Origin of the sequence: Aeromonas sp. FDAARGOS 1407 (assembly GCF_019048725.1) — a bacterium.
Classification (GTDB): Bacteria; Pseudomonadota; Gammaproteobacteria; order Enterobacterales; family Aeromonadaceae; genus Aeromonas; species Aeromonas enteropelogenes.
This window is the reverse complement of sequence record NZ_CP077399.1, coordinates 3901314-3920146: the sequence shown is the minus strand read 5'-3', so window position 1 is coordinate 3920146 and position 18833 is coordinate 3901314. Positions and strand designations below refer to the sequence as shown.

Here is an 18833-nt window from a genome sequence, read left to right as displayed (position 1 = left end):
GAACGGCGCTGGATCAGAAGAGGTCGTCTTTCTCATCCTTGGTGGGTTCGAGGCTCCAGCCGGTGGCATCGCTGCTGCTGGCGATCTGGCCCTTCTCCCGCCACAACTTGATCTTGAGGCGCAGGTTATTGGCCGAGTCGGCGTTTTTCACCGCTTCTTCTTCATCGATCACCCCTTCCACCACCAGATCGAACAGGGCGCTGTCGAAGGTGACCATGCCGAGGGCCCTGGATTTCTCCATCACCTCCTTCAGACCGCCAAATTCACCCCGTTTGACCATGTCACGTATGGTGTGAGTGCCAAGCATGATCTCCACCGCCGCCCGGCGACCGCCGTCCGTGGTCTTCACCAGCCGTTGGGAGACAAATGCCTTGAGGTTGTTGCCGAGATCGTTGAGCAGTTGCGGGCGTCGCTCTTCCGGGAAGAAGTTGATGATGCGGTCCAGCGCCTGGTTGGCGTTGTTGGCGTGCAGGGTGGAGATGGCGAGGTGACCGGTTTCCGAGAAGGCCAGGGCGTGCTCCATGGTCTCGCGATCGCGAATTTCGCCGATGAGGATCACGTCCGGCGCCTGGCGCAGAGTGTTTTTCAGGGCGGCGTGGAAGCTGCGGGTATCCACCCCCACTTCGCGCTGATTGATGATGCTCTTGCGGTGGCGGTGAACGAACTCTACCGGATCCTCAATGGTGATGATGTGGCCGCCGCTGTTGCGGTTGCGGTGATCGATAAGGGCCGCCAGCGAGGTGGATTTGCCCGAGCCGGTACCCCCGACGAACAGCACCAGGCCCCGTTTTTCCATGATGGTGTCGAGCAGCACGGGGGGGAGTTTGAGATCTTCAAAGCGCGGGATCTCGGTCTTGATGTTGCGTGCCACCAGGGAGACTTCGTTGCGCTGCTTGAAGATGTTGATCCGAAAGCGGCCTACCTGGGGCAGGGAGATGGCGAGGTTCATCTCCAGCTCCCGCTCGAACTGCTCCTTCTGCTCCTTGTCCATGATGGCGTCGGCGATGTTCGCCACATCTCCCGGATTGAGGGGCGTCTCGGTCAGCGGGCGCAACACCCCGTTGAACTTGGCGCAGGGGGGGGCGCCGGTTGACAGATAAAGGTCTGAGCCATCCTGCTTGGCCAGGATCTGTAGCATGTCTCGCAATTCCATTGTTTTGCCTCGTCTATCAAGGAGATGCCGTTAACGGGGATGTTATTGAGTGTACAGCGTCAGGCGCCGGTGAGTTTCTCGCGAAAAACAAAAAAGACCGCCCCCAGGATGCACAGCCCGGCCCAGAGGTAGTCCCATTTCAGATCTTCCTTGAGATAGAAGATGGAGAAGGGGACGAATACGGTGAGGGTGATCACCTCCTGCAGGATCTTGAGCTGCCCCACGCTCATGACGGTATGGCCGATGCGGTTGGCGGGCACTTGCAACAGGTATTCAAACAGGGCGATGCCCCAGCTTACCAGCGCCGCAATGATCCAGGGTTTGTGGTTCATACTCTTGAGGTGGGCGTACCAGGCAAAGGTCATGAAAACGTTGCTGCACAGCAACAGACCGATACTGGTAAAGATTGGGTTCATTAGGTTCTCCTTTAAAATCAATTGCATTTTATCTCTGAACCATGGGTTTTCATAAGTGGGCGGTCAGGGTATTTTTAGTCAATCATGGATAGCGCAACACAAGGATCCAACCGAATGGGCAAGACAAGCTGGGGTGTGCTTGGTCTGCTGTTTGCCTGCCTGCCTGCCTGGCTCAAGGTGCTCCGACCCTGACGGTCGCCACCGATCTCTGGCCCCCTTTTCGGATCCTGCAACCGGATGGCGAGTTGCAAGGACTCGATGTGGAGATCCTGCAGCGTCTGCAGAAGGAGAGCGGCATCCAGTTGCAGATCCGGCGCATGCCCTGGGGCAGGGCTCTCAAGCAGATGGAATCCGGCCAGGTCGATCTCATGATTGGTCTGGCTCACACCGCCGAACGCGCCGCCTTCATCGATTATCTGCAACCCGCCTATTACCAGTGCTGGCCCGCCTTTTATGGCAAGCCCGCCACGGTGGCCGGTATCCGCCAGTATCGGGATCTGGCAGGAATGGAGGTGGGTTATGTGCTCAAGTCCGCCTACTTCGAACCCTTTGACTCCGATCCCGCACTCAACAAGCACGGGGTGCCGACCGAGGATCAGCTGCTGCGCATGGTGCAGCGGGGCCACCTGCCGCTGATGATAGGCACCGATTGCCAGGTTGATTACGCCCTGCGCCAGGGGGACGGGAAGCCCCTTGGCAAGGCGGACTACCGCCCGGACAGTCCGGTGACCCTCTACCTTGGCATGAGCAAGCGCTCACCCCATCAGGCGCAAAAGTCCGCCCTGAGCGCCGCCTTGCAGCGTCTGGTGGAGAGCGGCGACATAAAGCAGATGGCCAGTCACTACCAGCCTTGACCTTGGGTGGCAAGCCACTGTTATCATGCCCTTTTCCTGCAACCTTGCCCTGTCTGGCCGACAGCGGTGGCAAGGTTGTGCCTTCATGTTCGGGGATCTTGCGTGTACCTCTCTTTGCTCGCCCGCCAGCAACGCTGGCAGCGGCGCTGGCTCTTTGGCCTCGCCCTGCTGACCCTGTTGCTCTTTGTCTGTTCCCTCGCCTGGGGGGAGTTTGTGCTGCTGCCCTGGCAACCCCTTGGCGAGCTGGAGCAGCGCATCCTGCTGGAGCTGCGCCTGCCGCGCGCCCTGCTGGCCCTGCTGGCGGGAGCCGCGCTCGCCTGTGGCGGCGCCGTGCTGCAGGTGATGCTGCACAATCCGGTGGCGGAACCCGGCCTGCTCGGCGTCTCGAGTGGCGCTGGGCTGGCCGCCATGGTGGCGATGGCGGTGGCCAAGGGGCTCGGGCTCTATCTGCCGGGCTGGGGGCTGTCGCTGGCGGCCTTTGGCGGCGCCCTGGTGGTGACCATGCTGCTCATCCGTCTCGCACGCCGGGCACGGCTCGGCCATGGGCGGCTGCTGCTGTTCGGGGTCGCCATCGGCATCCTTACCAATGCGGCCATGACCTGGCTGATGTATTTCGCCGACGACGGCGCCTTGCGGGAATTCATGTTCTGGATGATGGGCAGCCTCGCCTACGGCAGCCAGCAGCTCGCCTGGTGGTGGCTGGTGCTGCCCCTCACCCTCGGCTGGCTCTGCTGGCAGGGGCGGGCACTGCAACAACTGCTGCTTGGGGAGACCCAGGCCCGCCTTATGGGGCTGAACGTGGACAGCATGCGGGTACGCCTGGTGCTGGCGGTCTGCCTGCTCACCGGGGTGGCGGTCTCCCTGTGCGGCGTCATCGGCTTCGTCGGCCTGGTGGTGCCTCACCTGCTGCGCCTGTGCGGTGGCAGCGATCAGCGCTTCCTGCTGCCCGCCTCGGCGCTGGGGGGGGGCGCCCTGCTGCTCGGGGCCGATCTGGTGGCCCGCTCGGCGCTGCACGCCGGTGAACTGCCCATCGGGGTCATCACCGCCTCGGTGGGCGCCCCGCTCTTTATCTATCTGCTGCTGAGGCAAGATGCCGATGTGTCCCGCTGATCCCGCCCTTTGGCGGCTGGAGGCCCGCGCCCTGGCCATCCCCCATCGCCTCGCCCCCCTGGATCTCGCCTGGCCCGGTGGTCAGCTGGTGGCCCTGCTCGGCCCCAATGGCAGTGGCAAGTCCTCCCTGCTCGGGGCCCTGGCGGGCCTGCTGCCCGCCGATGGCGCCGTCTTGCTGGGAGGAGAGGTCATCACGACCCTGAGCTGGCCCGAGCTTGCAACGCGGCGCGCCATGCTGCCCCAGCGCCAGCCCCAGCTGTTCCACATCCCGGTGTTCCAGGTGCTGAGCCTGGGGCTGGAGGAGGGGGGCCCCGATGCCCAGGCGCAGGCGGTGGCGGATGTGTGCGACGCCCTGGAATTGGCGCCCCTGCTGGCACGGGACTTCAGCCGCTTGTCCGGGGGGGAGCAGCAGCGGGTGCTGATCGCCCGCACCCTGTTGCAACTGTGGCCAAGCCTCAATCCGACCGGGCGGGTGCTGCTGCTGGACGAACCCCTGGCGGGGCTGGATCTGCATCACCAGATGGCGCTGCTGCGGCTGCTCAAGCAACTGGCCGCGCAGGGATTGCTGGTGGTGGCGGCCATCCACGACATCAATCTGGCCATCGACTGGGCGGATCGCGTGCTCTGCCTGCAACAGGGCCGCGTGGTGGGGGAAGGGGACGTCGGGATCATCGACGAGGCGCTGCTGGAGCGGGTGTTCCAGATCCGCACCGATCGTATCGAGGCGGCCGGCCGCACCTGGTTTATGCCGAGTCTGTGAGGCGGTCTTCCCCCTCATCCCCAGCCCTTCTCCCATTCTTTTGAAACAAGTGGGAGAAGGGAGCTGCTCCGTCGACTACGGATACAGCATTGAAAACCTGCAGAGGCGGAGTGAAGCCAAGGGGAGCGAGTGAATCACTGTGGAAATGAAAAGAGCCAGGCATCCGTGATACCTGGCTCTTTGAATTGGTAGAGAGAGTGTTGAGCGGTTGCTCAGGCTTTCTGCTTGTCCAGCCGCACCTGGGCGGCTTCTGCCAGCATGGCCAGCAGGGTTTCGGTGTCACTCCACGACAGACAGGCATCGGTGATGCTCTGGCCGAAGGTGGCGGCACAGCCGTTCTCCACGTCCTGACGCCCTTCCACCAGGAAGCTCTCGGCCATGATGCCGGCGATGCCGGTGCGGCCGCGGCGCAGCTGATCGCAGATATCCTGGGCCACCAGCAGTTGGCGGCGGTGATCCTTCATGCTGTTGCCGTGGCTGAAGTCCACCACCAGGCGCTCCGGCAGGCCCACCTGGGCCAGAGCCTCGCACGCCTCGTCGATGCTGGCGGTGTCGTAGTTGGGCCTGTGGCCGCCGCGCAGGATCACGTGGCCGTAGGGGTTGCCGGCGGTGCGGTAGATGGTCATCTTGCCGTCCTTGTCCGGGGAGTAGAAGATGTGGCTGTGACGGGCGGCGCGCACCGCATCGATGGCGATGCGGGTGTTGCCGTCGGTGCCGTTCTTGAACCCCACCGGGCAGGAGAGGGCGGAGGCCATCTCGCGGTGAACCTGGGACTCGGTGGTGCGCGCGCCGATGGCGCCCCAGGTGATGAGATCGCTGATGTACTGGCCGGTCACCATGTCGAGGAACTCGGTGGCGGTGGGCATGCCGGTCTCGTTGATGTCCACCAGCAGCTTGCGGGCCAGTTTGAGCCCTTCATTGACGTCGAAACTGCCGTCCAGGCGCGGATCATTGATGAGCCCCTTCCAGCCGACGATGGTGCGCGGCTTTTCGAAGTAGGTGCGCATCACGATGCACAGGCTCTCTTTGTACTCTTCACGCAGGGTGTTCAGACGCAGAGCGTATTCGTGGGCGGCGGCAGGATCGTGGATGGAGCAGGGGCCGACGATGACCAGCAGGCGCTGATCTTCACCGGACAGAATGGCTTCCACTTGGCGGCGGGCATCCAGCAGGTTCTGGGCGATGGTGTCGGTTAACGGGAAGGCGTGCGCCAGCTCGCTGGGGGTGATCAGGGCCTCCAGGCGACGGGTGCGCAATTCATCGGTGTGAATGGACATACGACTCAATTCTCGAGTGGATAAGGTGGGCGGGATGCCAAAATGCAAGGGAATAAAATAAAGCAAAAGTCACCCGATGGAAACCTTGGGCGGCTCTGATAGGATGTGAACCCAAAAGCCATTTCAAATGAGGTAGTTATCGTGGCAAAGCCAGGCGCGACCGGGATCACCCGCATCATCAACGCAACCGGTTACAGCATGAAAGGTCTCAAATCGGCCTGGGTCAACGAGGCCGCCTTCCGTCAGGAGCTGCTGCTCATCCTGCTGCTGATGCCGCTGGCATTCTGGATAGGTGACTCCCTCAACGAGATCCTGCTGCTCGTCTGCATCAGCTGGTTGGTGGTGATCGTCGAGGTGCTCAATTCCGCCGTGGAGGCGGTGGTGGATCGCATCGGCTCCGAGCATCACGAACTCTCGGGCCGCGCCAAGGATCTGGGCTCCGCCGCCGTCTTCATCGCCCTGGCCCTCAATGCCCTGGTGTGGGGCGCCCTGGTGGGCCGCAACCTGCTGGGCTGGTGGTAGGTTGCGAGAGCAACCTTTCTCCTGACATAAAAAAGCCCGTCATCACGACGGGCTTTTTGCTGCGCAGATAAGGGCTTATCAGTGCAGGATCCGGGCACGGATGGTGCCATTGATCTCTTTGAGACGGGCCAGGGCCTTCTCGCTGTGCTCGGTTTCGACGTCGATGACCACGTAACCGATCTCGCTGCTGGTCTGCAGGTACTGACCGGCGATGTTGATCCCCTCGTCGGCGAAGATCTGGTTGATCTGGTTCATCACGCCGGGCTGGTTGCGGTGAATGTGCAACAGGCGGCTGGAGCCCTTGTGGCCGGGCAGGGAGACTTCCGGGAAGTTGACCGCGGAGAGGGTGGAGCCGTTGTCGGAGTATTTGACCAGCTTGTTGGCCACTTCCAGACCGATGTTCTCCTGGGCTTCCTGGGTGGAGCCGCCGATGTGGGGGGTCAGGATCACGTTGTCCAGGCCGCGCAGCGGGGTGAGGAACTCCTCGTCGTTGGACTTGGGCTCCACCGGGAAGACGTCGATGGCGGCGCCGGAGAGGTGGCCGCTCTTGATGACGTCGGCCAGGGCGTCGATGTCCACCACGGTGCCGCGGGAGGCGTTGATGAAGATGGCGCCCGGTTTCATCATGCGCAGTTGCTCTGCACCGATGAGATCCTTGGTGGAGGCGGTTTCCGGTACGTGCAGGCTGATGACGTCAGACATGTTGAGCAGCTCCACCAAGTTTGGCACCTGGATGGCGTTGCCAAGGGAAAGCTTGTTCTCGATGTCGTAGTAGTAGACCTTCATGCCGATCATCTCGGCGATGATGCCAAGCTGGGTGCCGATGTGGCCGTAGCCGATGATGCCGAGCTTCTTGCCGCGGGCTTCGACGCTGCGGTTGGCCAGCTTCTCCCAGACGCCGCGATGGCACTTGGCGTTCTTCTCGGGAATGCCGCGCAGCAGCAGCAGGATCTCCCCCAGTACCAGTTCGGCCACGGAGCGGGTGTTGGAGAAGGGGGCGTTGAAGACGGGGATGCCGCGCACGTGGGCGGCGTCGAGGGAGACCTGGTTGGTGCCGATGCAGAAGCAGCCGATGGCCACCAGCTTGGTTGCAGCATCCAGCACCTTCTCGGTGATCTGGGTGCGTGAACGCAGGCCCACGAAATGCACGTCACGAATGCGCTCGATCAACTCCTCTTCCGACAGGGACGTCTTCAGATATTCCACATTGGTGTAGCCGGCTGCCCGAAAGGTCTCCACCGTGTTGGGATGGACTCCCTCCAGCAGCAGTACCTTGATCTTATCCTTGTCCAGCGAAAACTTGGCTGTCATGACGTTCCCTCTATTGTTTTGAAAAATGCGTTCAGGCTTGCAGTGTGAAGAAAACCGTAAAGTAGCAAAAACGTTTGGGAGAGGGAATATTTGTGACGAAAGTCAAATTCTTTGAAGTTATCAACGATTGTTGCAGATGTGCTGCTACAAGCCATTGAGGGATAACCAGAAACGGCGCCATGAGGCGCCGTTGTCCATTTGGGGCAGTCAGATTGACTGACCCGGGCGGGGGCTTGCCCGGAGGGGGAGGTCCGGGGAGCAGGCCTTAGTTGGTGATCACACCCTCGGGGGTGCCGATCAGCACAACGTCGGCGCCACGGTGGGCGAACAGGCCGTTGGTGACCACACCCACGATGCTGTTGAGGCGGGTTTCCAGAGCCTTGGCATCGGTGATGGCCATGCCCTTGACGTCCAGGATGATGTTGCCGTTGTCGGTCACCACCCCTTCACGCCACACCGGGTTGCCGCCAAGGGCGCGGATCTCGCGGGCCACGTATTCGCGGGCCATGGGGATCACTTCCACCGGCAGGGGGAAGGTGCCCAGCACGTCGACGGTCTTGGTATTGTCGATGATGCAGATGAACTGGTCGGCCACGGCGGCGACGATCTTCTCGCGGGTCAAGGCGGCGCCGCCGCCCTTGATCATGTCGCGGCTGGCGTTGATCTCGTCGGCACCATCCACGTAGACGGAGAGGGCATCAATGTCGTTGAGATCAAACACCGGGATGCCGAGACCCTTGAGGCGTTCGGTGGAGGCGATGGAGCTCGACACCGCGCCCTTGATCTGGTCTTTCATGGTCGCCAGTGCGTCGATGAAGTGATTGACGGTAGAGCCGGTGCCCACCCCGACGATGGTGCCGGGTACCACGTATTTGAGCGCAGCCCAACCGGCCGCCTTCTTCATTTCATCTTGAGTCATGATGGATCCTTATGGAAAAAGCGGGCGCATTATATCCAAGCATCCCCCCCAGAGCGACCATGGTGCTCACGTTCCGGCGCAAAAATCCCCAAGATGTAAATCGTTTGCCTGTTTATTGAACCGAAGGGGGCGCCCCCGCCTGATCAGGCAAAGTGCCAGCTGCGGCTGGGGGTGATGATCTGGGGGAGCGGCACGTCCCACTGTTCCCGGGGGACGGCATCCACCTGCTGGCAGTCGTGGGCGAGCCCCAGGGGTCTTGGGCCGAGCTGGTGCTCGTGCCAGCAGGCGAGGGTGCGATCGTAGTAGCCGCCCCCCATGCCGAGGCGGTTGCCAGCCTCATCGAAGGCCACCAGCGGGGTGCAGATGATGTCCAGCATGCTGTGGGGCAGCACCTGCTGCACGTCGAGCTCGGGCTCGGCGATGCCGTAGCGGTTGCGGGTCATGGGGGTGGTGGCGGTGTAGCGCAAGAAGAGCAGGTGACCCGGGGTGAAGGGGTGCAGCACCGGCAGGTAGACCTCCTTTTGCCGGGCCCACAGCCAGTGAATGGCGGGCAGGGGATCGAGCTCCCCATCGTTGGCCAGATAGAGGGCGATGCGCCTAGCCGCGAGGATGCCGGGGTGTTCCTGGAAGCGCTCGACCAGCTGCTGGGCCGCCGCCTGCTGCTCGGCCTGGCTAAGGCTTTTTCTGCGCTGGCGAATGAGCTGGCGCAGGTTCTGGCGTTCGGGTTGGGTATCCGGCATGGGGACTCCTGGGCAAAGGTGGGCTGGCGCTACCTTAGCAAGGGGCCGACGGGATGAAAAGCCGATGGCGGGGCCGCCAGCCGGGCGGCCCCTGAGGTCGGGCGTCAGGAACGGTGGGGGGCGGGAGCCACTGCGCCCATCTGGTGCTTGAGGAAAACGGCCACGATGGCGGCCAGGGCCAGCGCCATGGGGTAGAAGCTCATGCTCACGACCAGGATCGGCGAGAGGGCGAAGATGGAACCCAGCAGCAGCGCCTGGGCGCCCCAGGGAATCAGCCCCTGTACCACGCAGGAGAAGATGTCCAGCATGGAGGCGGCGCGGCGCGGGGTGACCCCGTGATGGTCCGCCAGATCCCTGGCCACCTTGCTCGCGACTATGATGGCCACGGTGTTGTTGGCGGTGCACAGGTTGGTGAGGCTCACCACGCCGGCGATGCCGAGCTCGGCCGCCTTTTCGTTCTGCTCGCCATCGTGGTGGCGGGTGAAGCGGGCAATCAGGGCGGCGATGCGCTCACTTATCCATGCGAGCCCCCCCTGGCGTTCCATCAGGGCACCCAGACCGCCGATGAGCATGGAGAGCAGGAAGATCTCCTGCATGCTGGTAAAGCCCTGATAGATGTCCTTGCTGAACTGGCCGAGGGAGTAGGTGCCAAGCAGCCCCACGCCACCGGCCGCCAGGATGCCGAGCCCCAGTACCATGAAGACGTTCATGCCAGAGAGGGCCAGCACCAGGATCAGCAGATAGGGGGCGACCTTGAGCAAGTCCGCCCCGGCGGTGGGGGCCGGCGCTTCACCGGTGGAGCCCAGCACCAGATAGAGCAGGATCACCAGCACGGCGGCGGGGGCGGCAATCTTGATGTTCTCGCGAAACTTGTCCTTCATCTCGCAGCCCTGGCTGCGGGTGGCGGCGATGGTGGTGTCTGAGATGATGGAGAGGTTGTCCCCGAACATGGCGCCGGAGAGGATGGTCCCCGCCATCAGCATCGGATCGATGCCGGCGGCCTGGGCGACGCCCAGCGCCACCGGTGCCACGGCGCCGATGGTGCCCATGGAGGTACCCATGGCGGTGGCAATGAAGGCAGAGATGAAGAAGAGCCCCGGCAGCAGGCACCAGCCCGGAATGAGGGAGAGGCCGAGGGCGACCGTGGCATCCACCCCACCGGTGGCCTTGGCCACGGTGGCGAAGGCGCCCGCCAGCAAATAGATGAGGCACATAGCCATGATGTTGCTCTCGCCCACCCCCTTGAAGAAGGTCTCGAGGTTCTTGTTGAACCCCTCGCGTCCCATCAGCAGGGCCAGCATGACGGCAGGCAGGGCGGCAACGGGGGCGGGGAGCTGGTAGAAGGCAAACTCGACCCCCTGCAGGGTCAGCCAGGTACCGGTTCCGATGAAGAGGGCAAGAAAGACCAGAAGGGGCAGCAGGGCTCTGGCACGGGGTTGGGTCTGGATCATGTGTTCCTCGAAACTTGAACAATGACCTCCTGTCGTTGCCTGTCGCGCCTCCGGGGCGGGCACAGGGCGGGCATCCTGCCACCATGGGGGGCCAACAGTAGTGAGTCGGCCCGCCCGGGTCAAGATAGCCGTCCAGATGGATAGGGCTTTTTGCTTCGTGATTCTGACTTGTCTGGTTATTCCGTTATTTATTCTGTTTTTAATGAATTTATCGTTTAAATATCGGGGTGGTTTGGCGGGCCAGATCGGGCTTTTCAAAGGGGGCGCGGGCTGGTAAAACGGTCTCTTTCCATAATAAAGAGATGAGAGGGTGGAGATGGACAATCCGATCCGTGTGGCCGTGATGGGCTGTAATGGTCGTATGGGCAAGGTGCTGCTGGAGGCTATCGCCAACGCCGAGGGCGTGGTGGTGGGAGCGGCGCTGGAACGACCGGGCTCTGCCGTGATCGGTCTGGATGCGGGTGAACTCAACGGCCTGGGGCGCCTTGGCGTCATCATCAGCGACAGTCTGGAGAAGGTGAAGGACGAATTCGATCTCATCATCGACTTCACCCGCCCCGAGGTGACCCTGGCGAACCTCGCCTTTGCACTGGCGCATGGCAAGCAGATGGTGATCGGCACCACCGGCTTTGACGAGGCGGGCAAGGCGGCCCTGCACGAGGCTGGCAAGCAGATCGGCATCGTCTTCGCCTCCAACTACTCGGTCGGGGTCAACCTGGTGTTCAAGCTGCTGGAGCAGGCGGCCAGGGTGATGGGGGAGTACACCGACATCGAGATCATCGAGGGGCACCACAGACACAAGGTGGATGCTCCGTCCGGCACTGCGCTCTCCATGGGAGAAGTGGTGGCGAAAACCCTGGGCCGGGATCTCAAAGAGTGCGCCGTCTATGGCCGTGAGGGGATCACCGGTGAGCGGGATCGGAACACCATCGGCTTTGCCACCATCCGCGCCGGAGATCTGGTGGGGGAGCACACCGTCATGTTTGCCGACATCGGCGAGCGGGTCGAGATCAGCCACAAGGCTTCCAGCCGTCTGACCTTCGCCAACGGTGCAGTGCGGGCGGGCAAGTGGCTCGGCCAGCAAGGGGCCGGTCTCTATGACATGCAGGATGTGCTCGGTCTGAAATAAACCGTCTTCAGGGGGAGTGCAGACTCCCGTACTGGTTGCCAAACCCCGGTCCGCCGGGGTTTTTTGTCATTTTTTTGTAGAAATAAGCCTTAATCATCACTTTTTGAGTGAACCTCGCTAAATCCTGCCATTCTTACAAGCCTGCCACCCTCTTGCGACAAAAATGTCATCAAGGGGTAACGGCTTTGGGTCTCAATATTCCCCCGCGGGGGGCATTTTGCCCTGATGTGAAATAGACTAAAAATGCAATCAAAGAAAAACGTTTTCTATTCTTGGCGTTCACTTTTCTGGCTTCAAATGGTGTTTTTGCTGTTGTGTTGTTTATTTTTTAATTTTCTATCTTGCTGTTTATTAAGTGGTAAATCTAGTTTTTTGTACGTTGCATGGCATCGGGTGCCGCTTTGTGGTCTGTGTTTGGCTTTTCTTTTTGAAGAGGGGGTTGCAAAGCAATTGAGTGCATAGATAATGGGTAATGTTGCTTGTTTATTGAATTTAGATGCATTTCAAACGAGAAAAGACGTTGAAATGAGATCGTTTTTAAGTAGAATGCGCCCAATTTGCCAGAAATCTGCCGGGTTCGAGTCCTGTCAAAGACCGGAACCGAGCCCGCAACACCCAGGTAAATTGCTGAATTTAAAGCTAAATAACTGGAGGTTGTCTTGAATCACACTGCATTGCTAGTGCTGGAAGATGGAACTGTGTTCAAAGGCGTGTCGATAGGCGCCGAGGGATGTTCCGTTGGTGAAGTGGTTTTCAACACGTCGATGACGGGTTATCAGGAAATCCTCACAGATCCCTCCTATTCCCGTCAGATCGTTACCCTCACTTACCCCCATATAGGCAACACCGGCACCAACAGCGAAGATGAAGAGTCCAGTCAGGTCCATGCTCAGGGCCTCATCATCCGGGACCTTCCGATACTGGCCTCCAACTTCCGCAATCAGCAATCCCTCTCCGATTACCTCAAGTCCCACAACATCGTTGGCATCGCCGACATCGACACCCGCAAGCTGACCCGCATCCTGCGTGAAAAAGGCGCCCAGGCCGGTTGCATCCTGGCCGGCAAGCAGCTCGATGAAGCCCATGCCCTCGAACAGGCCCGCGCCTTCCCCGGTTTGAAGGGGATGGACCTGGCCAAGGAAGTGACCGTGAGCGAATCCTACAGCTGGACTGAAGGCAGCTGGCAGCTCGGCAAGGGTCACGTCACCCCGGCGGCCGATGAGTTGAAATACCACGTGGTGGCCTACGACTTCGGCGTGAAGCGCAACATCCTGCGCATGCTGGTGGACCGTGGCTGCCGCCTGACCGTGGTGCCGGCCAAGACCCCGGCCGCCGAGGTACTGGCGATGAACCCGGATGGCATCTTCCTCTCCAACGGCCCCGGCGACCCCGAGCCGTGCGACTACGCCATCGAAGCTATCAAGGCTTTCCTTAATACCAGCACCCCGGTGTTCGGTATCTGCCTGGGCCACCAGTTGCTGGGGCTGGCCTCCGGCGCCAAGACCATCAAGATGAAGTTCGGCCACCACGGTGCCAACCACCCGGTGAAGAGTCTGGACGACAACACAGTCATGATCACCGCCCAGAACCACGGATTTGCGGTGGACGAGCAGACCCTGCCCGAGTGCCTGCGTGCCACCCACGTCTCCCTGTTCGATGGGTCGCTCCAGGGCATCCATCGCACCGACCGTCCGGCCTTCAGCTTCCAGGGTCACCCCGAAGCGAGCCCGGGCCCGCACGATTGTGCCGGTCTGTTCGACCACTTTATTGAATTGATTAAGCAGTATCGCGCCTAAGAGGATAAAGAGAGCCATGCCAAAACGTAACGACCTACAGAGCATCCTGATCCTCGGCGCCGGCCCCATCGTCATCGGTCAGGCCTGCGAATTCGACTACTCCGGCGCCCAGGCGTGCAAGGCCCTGAAAGAAGAGGGCTACCGCGTCATCCTGGTGAACTCCAACCCGGCCACCATCATGACCGACCCGGAGATGGCCGACGCCACCTACATCGAGCCCATCACCTGGGAAGTGGTGCGCGAGATCATCAAGAAAGAGCGCCCGGACGCCATCCTGCCCACCATGGGGGGTCAGACTGCGCTGAACTGCGCCCTGGCGCTGGAGCAGCATGGCGTGCTCAAGGAGTTCGGTGTCGAGATGATCGGCGCCACCGCCGACGCCATCGACAAGGCCGAAGATCGCTCCCGCTTTGACAAGGCCATGCGCAGCATCGGTCTCGAGTGCCCCCGTGCCGGCATCGCCCACAACATGGAAGAGGCCTGGGGCGTGCAGCAGATGGTCGGCTTCCCCTGCATCATCCGTCCTTCCTTTACCATGGGTGGCTCGGGCGGCGGCATCGCCTACAACACCGAAGAGTTCGTGGAGATCTGCGAGCGCGGTCTGGATCTCTCCCCGACCAAGGAACTGCTCATCGACGAGTCGCTCATCGGCTGGAAAGAGTACGAGATGGAAGTGGTGCGGGATCGCAACGACAACTGCATCATCGTCTGCGCCATCGAAAACTTCGACCCCATGGGCATCCACACCGGTGACTCCATCACGGTCGCGCCAGCCCAGACGCTGACCGACAAGGAGTACCAGATCATGCGCAACGCCTCCATGGCGGTGCTGCGCGAGATCGGTGTCGAGACCGGCGGCTCCAACGTCCAGTTCGGCATCAACCCCAAAGACGGTCGCATGGTCATCATCGAGATGAACCCGCGGGTGTCGCGCTCCTCTGCGCTGGCCTCCAAGGCGACCGGCTTCCCCATCGCCAAGATCGCCGCCAAGCTCGCCATCGGTTACACCCTGGACGAGCTGATGAACGACATCACCGGCGGTCGCACCCCGGCCTCCTTCGAGCCGGCCATCGACTACGTGGTGACCAAGGTGCCGCGCTTCAACTTCGAGAAGTTCGCCGGCGCCAACGACCGTCTGACCACCCAGATGAAGTCCGTGGGTGAAGTGATGGCCATCGGCCGCAACTTCCAGGAGTCCCTGCACAAGGCCCTGCGTGGTCTCGAGACCGGCAAGACCGGCTTCGACCCCATGGTTGACCTGAACGCCCCCGACTCCCTGACCCGCATCCGTCACGAGCTGCAGGATGCCGGTGCCGAGCGCATCTTCTACATCGCCGACGCCTTCCGCGCCGGTCTCTCCATGGACGGCGTGTTCAAGCTGACCAAGATTGACCCCTGGTTCCTGGTGCAGATTGAAGAGCTGGTGAAACTGGAAGAGCAGGTGAAAGAACGCGGCATGGCCGGTCTCGACGCCGACTTCCTGCGCGCCCTCAAGCGCAAAGGCTTTGCCGACGCCCGTCTGGCCAAGATCCTGGGCGTGGCCGAAGGTGAAGTGCGTAAATTGCGTGCCCGCCACAACATCTTCCCGGTCTACAAGCGGGTCGACACCTGCGCGGCCGAGTTCGCCACCAACACCGCCTACATGTACTCCAGCTACGACGAGGAGTGCGAGGCCAACCCCACCAACCGCGACAAGATCATGGTCATCGGTGGCGGCCCGAACCGTATCGGTCAGGGCATCGAGTTCGATTACTGCTGTGTGCACGCGGCCCTGGCCCTGCGCGAAGACGGTTACGAGACCATCATGGTCAACTGCAACCCGGAAACCGTCTCCACCGACTACGATACCTCCGACCGTCTCTACTTCGAGCCGGTGACCCTGGAAGACGTGCTGGAAATCGTGCGGGTCGAGCAGCCCAAGGGCGTCATCGTCCAGTACGGCGGCCAGACTCCGCTGAAGCTGGCGCGGGCATTGGAAGCCAACGGCGTGCCGGTCATCGGGACCAGCCCGGATGCCATCGACCGCGCGGAAGATCGCGAGCGCTTCCAGTCCGCCGTCGAGCGCCTGGGGCTCAAGCAGCCGGAAAACGGCACCGTCACCGCCCTGGAGCAGGCCGTGCAACTGGCCACGCGCATCACCTACCCGCTGGTGGTTCGCCCCTCCTACGTGCTGGGTGGCCGCGCCATGGAAATCGTCTATGACGAGCAGGACCTGCGCCGCTACTTCGCCGAGGCAGTGAGCGTCTCCAACGAGTCGCCTGTGCTGCTGGACCGCTTCCTGGACGACGCCACCGAGGTGGACGTGGACGCCATCTGCGACGGCGTTGACGTGGTTATCGGCGGCATCATGGAGCACATCGAACAGGCCGGCATTCACTCCGGTGACTCCGCCTGCTCCCTGCCGCCCTACACCCTGTCCAAGGCGATTCAGGACGAGATGCGCGAGCAGGTGCGCAAACTGGCGCTGGAACTTGGCGTAGTCGGTCTGATGAACGTGCAGTTCGCGGTGAAAGACAACGAGATTTACCTCATCGAGGTGAACCCCCGTGCCGCCCGTACCGTGCCGTTCGTCTCCAAGGCCACCGGCGCACCGCTGGCGAAGATCGCCGCCCGCGTCATGGCCGGTCAGAGCCTGAAAGAACAGGGCTTCACCACCGAGATCATCCCGCCCTACTACTCGGTGAAGGAAGTGGTACTGCCGTTCGCCAAGTTCCCGGGTGTGGACCCGCTGCTGGGGCCGGAAATGCGCTCCACTGGCGAAGTCATGGGGGTGGGCAGCAGCTTCGCCGAGGCCTATGCCAAGGCGCAGCTGGGTGCCGGTCACCAGGTACCGAGCGAAGGTCGCGCCCTCTTGTCCGTGCGCCACGGCGACAAGGAGCGGGTGGTGAACCTGGCCGCCAAGCTGCTGGAGCTGGGCTATGACCTCGACGCCACCCACGGCACCGCCGTGACCTTGGGCGAGGCGAGCATCAACCCGCGTCTGGTCAACAAGGTGCACGAGGGGCGTCCGCACATTCTGGATCGCATCAAGAATGGCGAGTACACCTACATCGTCAACACCGCCGAGGGTCGTCAGGCCATCCAGGATTCCAAGCAGCTGCGCCGCGGCGCCCTGCAGCACAAGGTGGCCTACACCACCACGCTGCACGCGGCCTTCGCCACCTGCATGGCCATCAGCGTGGATGCCACCGCCAACGTCAACTCGGTGCAGGAGCTGCACCAGAAGGTCGAGAGCCAGCTGAAAAGCCGCTAAGACCGCGTGATGAAGGAGAGACGCCTCCTTCGTGACCCGATAAAACCCCGCCAGCGATGGCGGGGTTTTTTATTGGCCGAAGGCTGCGGGACAGAGGGGAAAATGCCTGGTCAGGGAACCTGAGGGAGATAGTCACTCAATAATTAGATAAAACATCACAATGATTGTGCAATAGATGTATTTGACAGCGTTCTTTGCAATCTCTCGCCCGCGTTGCCTCTCTATACTGGGTCCTCGTCACAGGAGCCAACGGATCAGGTCGTCTGCACCTGCCGATGCAGGGGCGAACAGATCGGGCCCGCAGCCTTATCGGGTTGTGCGGCCGGCCCTTCTTACCGGGAAGGGCCACAGGATACCGGGCGTGGGGTTACCGCCGCGCGACTCGTCAGGGCCGGCGTTACCGCGCCAACCCGCTTCCCCTCCTTGCCCCGCCCGTTGTCCGTCGCCCGGCGCCTCGCATATCAGCCAAGGGAATCAGAATATGAGCTTCGATCATCGCAAATACCGCCGTGCCCCCGTGATCAACCTGGCGGATCGCCAGTGGCCCAACCGGGTGCTGGAGCGGGCGCCGCTCTGGTGCGCCGTGGACCTGCGCGATGGCAACCAGGCGTTGGTCGAGCCCATGACGGTGGCCCAGAAGCTGCAGATGTGGGCGCTGATGACCCACATCGGCTTCAAGCACATCGAGGTGGGCTTCCCGGCGGCCTCCCAGCCCGACTTCGATTTTGTGCGCGAACTTATCGATCGCAACCTGATCCCCGATGGCGTTACCATCCAGGTGCTGGTGCAGGCCCGGGAAGATCTCATCGCCCGAACTTTCGAGGCCCTCAAGGGGGCGAAGCGGGCCATCGTCCACGTCTACAACTCGGTCAACCCGACCCAGCGCAACTATGTGTTCAACACAGATCGCGACGGGGTCAAGGCTATCGCCGTGCAGGGGGCGCGCTGGGTGCGGGAGTACGCGGCCCGCAACCCGGGGACCGAGTGGAGCTTTCAGTACTCGCCGGAGAGCTTCAGCAGCACCGAGGTGGAGTTTGCCGTCGAGGTGTGTGACTCCGTCATCGACGAGTGGCGCCCGGCGGCTCGCCCCATGATCCTGAACCTGCCGGCCACGGTGGAGGTGAGCACCCCCAACGTGTTTGCGGATCAGGTGGAGTGGTTCTGCCGCCACCTGAAGGCGCGCCCCGAGGTGAGCATCTCCATCCACACCCACAACGATCGGGGCTGCGGGGTGGCCGCCGCCGAGCTGGCGGTGCTGGCGGGGGCGGATCGCATCGAGGGCACCCTGCTCGGCAACGGGGAGCGCACCGGCAACATGGACATCGTCACCATGGCCATGAACCTCTACAGCCAGGGGATCGATCCCGAACTCAACCTCTCCGACATGGATGCCATCGTCGCCACCGTGGGGGCCTGCACCCAGATTGCCCTGCACCCGCGCCACCCCTATGCCGGCGAGCTGGTCTACACCGCGTTTTCCGGCAGCCACCAGGATGCCATCCGCAAGTCTCTGGCGGCGGAGAAGCCGGATCACTACTGGGACGTGGCTTACCTGCCCATAGACCCCGCAGACTTGGGGCGCAGCTACGAGGCGGTGATCCGCATCAACAGCCAGTCCGGCAAGGGAGGCGTCACCTACCTGCTGGAGCGCGACCTCGGCCTGCAACTGCCGCGCTGGCTGCAAATTGACTTCAGCCGCCGGGTCCAGGCCGAGGCGGAGGCCAGCAGCAGCGAAATCAGCCCGGAGCAGATCCGAGCCCTGTTCGAGCGCCACTATCTGGCGCCCGCCCACGGCTACCGGGTGGGCCGCTTCCAGCTCGGCCACGACAGCCAGGAGAGCCTGCGCCTGGAGTTGCAGACCCCGGCGGGCACCCTGCAGCTGTGCGGTGAGGGGGAGGGGGCCATCACGGCCCTGGTTAACGGCTGGCAGCGCCACACCGGCATGCACATCGACGTGCTCGACTACTCCGAGCATGCTCTCACCGCCGGCACCGAGTCCCGTGCCGCCGCCTATGTGCTGCTGAGCGTCGAGGGTATCCGCATGTGCGGGGTGGCCGTGGGTCGCGACGTGGTCAATGCCTCTTTGCAGGCGGTGATCAACGGCGCCGCCCAGCACCAGGCCCTGCGCCGGAGTGCCTGAGC

14 protein-coding genes and 1 pseudogene are annotated in these 18833 nt (G+C 62.3%); 8 read left to right on the top strand and 7 right to left on the bottom strand.

Annotated features, from left to right (window positions below; translation table 11 throughout):
- Positions 1-13: 13 nt before the first annotated feature.
- Entirely contained in the window at positions 14-1153 is a 1140-nt protein-coding gene (tapW, locus tag I6L37_RS18385; RefSeq protein WP_216992623.1) for a type IVa pilus ATPase TapW, read from the bottom strand.
- A gap of 59 nt (positions 1154-1212) precedes the next feature.
- Positions 1213-1569 (bottom strand): DMT family protein, encoded by a 357-nt coding sequence (locus I6L37_RS18380; RefSeq protein WP_005337656.1) that lies wholly within the window; start codon positions 1567-1569, stop codon positions 1213-1215.
- Positions 1570-1683: 114 nt separating this feature from the next.
- Here I6L37_RS18380 and I6L37_RS18375 point away from each other — a divergent pair.
- The 3 genes and pseudogenes from I6L37_RS18375 to I6L37_RS18365 all read left to right on the top strand — a co-directional run bounded on the left by I6L37_RS18375 (position 1684) and on the right by I6L37_RS18365 (position 4293).
- Positions 1684-2423 (top strand): annotated as a pseudogene (locus I6L37_RS18375) (substrate-binding periplasmic protein).
- A 102-nt stretch (positions 2424-2525) separates the two neighbouring features.
- Entirely contained in the window at positions 2526-3533 is a 1008-nt protein-coding gene (btuC, locus tag I6L37_RS18370) for a vitamin B12 ABC transporter permease BtuC (protein WP_216992622.1), read from the top strand.
- Positions 3520-4293 carry an ATP-binding cassette domain-containing protein gene (locus I6L37_RS18365; protein ID WP_216994206.1) on the top strand — a complete coding sequence of 258 codons (774 nt, stop codon included), beginning with the start codon at positions 3520-3522 and terminating at the stop codon, positions 4291-4293. Before btuC ends, I6L37_RS18365 begins: the two co-directional genes overlap by 14 nt.
- Positions 4294-4505: 212 nt before the next feature.
- Here I6L37_RS18365 and I6L37_RS18360 read toward each other — a convergent pair whose 3' ends face one another.
- Positions 4506-5570: a 3-deoxy-7-phosphoheptulonate synthase gene (locus I6L37_RS18360; RefSeq protein ID WP_010675196.1), complete on the bottom strand. Its 1065-nt coding sequence runs from the start codon at positions 5568-5570 to the stop codon at positions 4506-4508.
- A gap of 141 nt (positions 5571-5711) precedes the next feature.
- Here I6L37_RS18360 and I6L37_RS18355 point away from each other — a divergent pair, with 141 nt between their 5' ends.
- A complete protein-coding gene (locus tag I6L37_RS18355) occupies positions 5712-6092 on the top strand; it encodes a diacylglycerol kinase (RefSeq protein WP_052816484.1) in 381 nt (126 codons plus the stop codon).
- Between the two features lie 78 nt (positions 6093-6170).
- Here the strand turns inward: I6L37_RS18355 and serA are convergent, their stop codons facing one another.
- From serA to I6L37_RS18335, 4 genes are all read right to left on the bottom strand, one after another.
- Positions 6171-7403 carry a phosphoglycerate dehydrogenase gene (serA, locus tag I6L37_RS18350; protein ID WP_039040384.1) on the bottom strand — a complete coding sequence of 411 codons (1233 nt, stop codon included), beginning with the start codon at positions 7401-7403 and terminating at the stop codon, positions 6171-6173.
- Between the two features lie 265 nt (positions 7404-7668).
- Positions 7669-8322, bottom strand: a complete 654-nt coding sequence (gene rpiA, locus I6L37_RS18345; RefSeq protein WP_039040383.1) for a ribose-5-phosphate isomerase RpiA — start codon at positions 8320-8322, stop codon at positions 7669-7671.
- Positions 8323-8465: 143 nt separating this feature from the next.
- Complete coding sequence (locus I6L37_RS18340) at positions 8466-9062, bottom strand: 5-formyltetrahydrofolate cyclo-ligase (protein WP_039040382.1); 597 nt, start codon at positions 9060-9062, stop codon at positions 8466-8468.
- Positions 9063-9166: 104 nt separating this feature from the next.
- Positions 9167-10513 carry a Na+/H+ antiporter NhaC family protein gene (locus tag I6L37_RS18335; protein WP_216992621.1) on the bottom strand — a complete coding sequence of 449 codons (1347 nt, stop codon included), beginning with the start codon at positions 10511-10513 and terminating at the stop codon, positions 9167-9169.
- A 316-nt stretch (positions 10514-10829) separates the two neighbouring features.
- Between I6L37_RS18335 and dapB the strand changes: the two genes are divergently transcribed.
- The 4 genes from dapB (at position 10830) to leuA (ending at position 18831) form a co-directional block, all read left to right on the top strand.
- Entirely contained in the window at positions 10830-11642 is an 813-nt protein-coding gene (dapB, locus tag I6L37_RS18330; protein WP_010675190.1) for a 4-hydroxy-tetrahydrodipicolinate reductase, read from the top strand.
- A gap of 659 nt (positions 11643-12301) precedes the next feature.
- Positions 12302-13438, top strand: coding sequence for a glutamine-hydrolyzing carbamoyl-phosphate synthase small subunit (gene carA, locus I6L37_RS18325; protein WP_216992620.1), 1137 nt, complete (start codon positions 12302-12304; stop codon positions 13436-13438).
- A 16-nt stretch (positions 13439-13454) separates the two neighbouring features.
- Positions 13455-16691 (top strand): carbamoyl-phosphate synthase large subunit, encoded by a 3237-nt coding sequence (gene carB, locus I6L37_RS18320; RefSeq protein ID WP_216992619.1) that lies wholly within the window; start codon positions 13455-13457, stop codon positions 16689-16691.
- A 481-nt stretch (positions 16692-17172) separates the two neighbouring features.
- Positions 17173-18831 carry a 2-isopropylmalate synthase gene (leuA, locus tag I6L37_RS18315; RefSeq protein WP_216992618.1) on the top strand — a complete coding sequence of 553 codons (1659 nt, stop codon included), beginning with the start codon at positions 17173-17175 and terminating at the stop codon, positions 18829-18831.
- The last annotated feature ends 2 nt before the right edge of the window (positions 18832-18833 follow it).

Coding starts and splice junctions, on each gene's coding strand:
- tapW (WP_216992623.1), bottom strand. CDS start 1,153: ATGGAATTGCGAGACATGCTACAGATCCTGGCCAAGCAGGATGGCTCA.
- dapB (WP_010675190.1), top strand. CDS start 10,830: ATGGACAATCCGATCCGTGTGGCCGTGATGGGCTGTAATGGTCGTATG.
- I6L37_RS18340 (WP_039040382.1), bottom strand. CDS start 9,062: ATGCCGGATACCCAACCCGAACGCCAGAACCTGCGCCAGCTCATTCGC.
- I6L37_RS18360 (WP_010675196.1), bottom strand. CDS start 5,570: ATGTCCATTCACACCGATGAATTGCGCACCCGTCGCCTGGAGGCCCTG.
- carB (WP_216992619.1), top strand. CDS start 13,455: ATGCCAAAACGTAACGACCTACAGAGCATCCTGATCCTCGGCGCCGGC.
- I6L37_RS18380 (WP_005337656.1), bottom strand. CDS start 1,569: ATGAACCCAATCTTTACCAGTATCGGTCTGTTGCTGTGCAGCAACGTT.
- leuA (WP_216992618.1), top strand. CDS start 17,173: ATGAGCTTCGATCATCGCAAATACCGCCGTGCCCCCGTGATCAACCTG.
- I6L37_RS18335 (WP_216992621.1), bottom strand. CDS start 10,513: ATGATCCAGACCCAACCCCGTGCCAGAGCCCTGCTGCCCCTTCTGGTC.
- serA (WP_039040384.1), bottom strand. CDS start 7,403: ATGACAGCCAAGTTTTCGCTGGACAAGGATAAGATCAAGGTACTGCTG.
- I6L37_RS18365 (WP_216994206.1), top strand. CDS start 3,520: ATGTGTCCCGCTGATCCCGCCCTTTGGCGGCTGGAGGCCCGCGCCCTG.
- rpiA (WP_039040383.1), bottom strand. CDS start 8,322: ATGACTCAAGATGAAATGAAGAAGGCGGCCGGTTGGGCTGCGCTCAAA.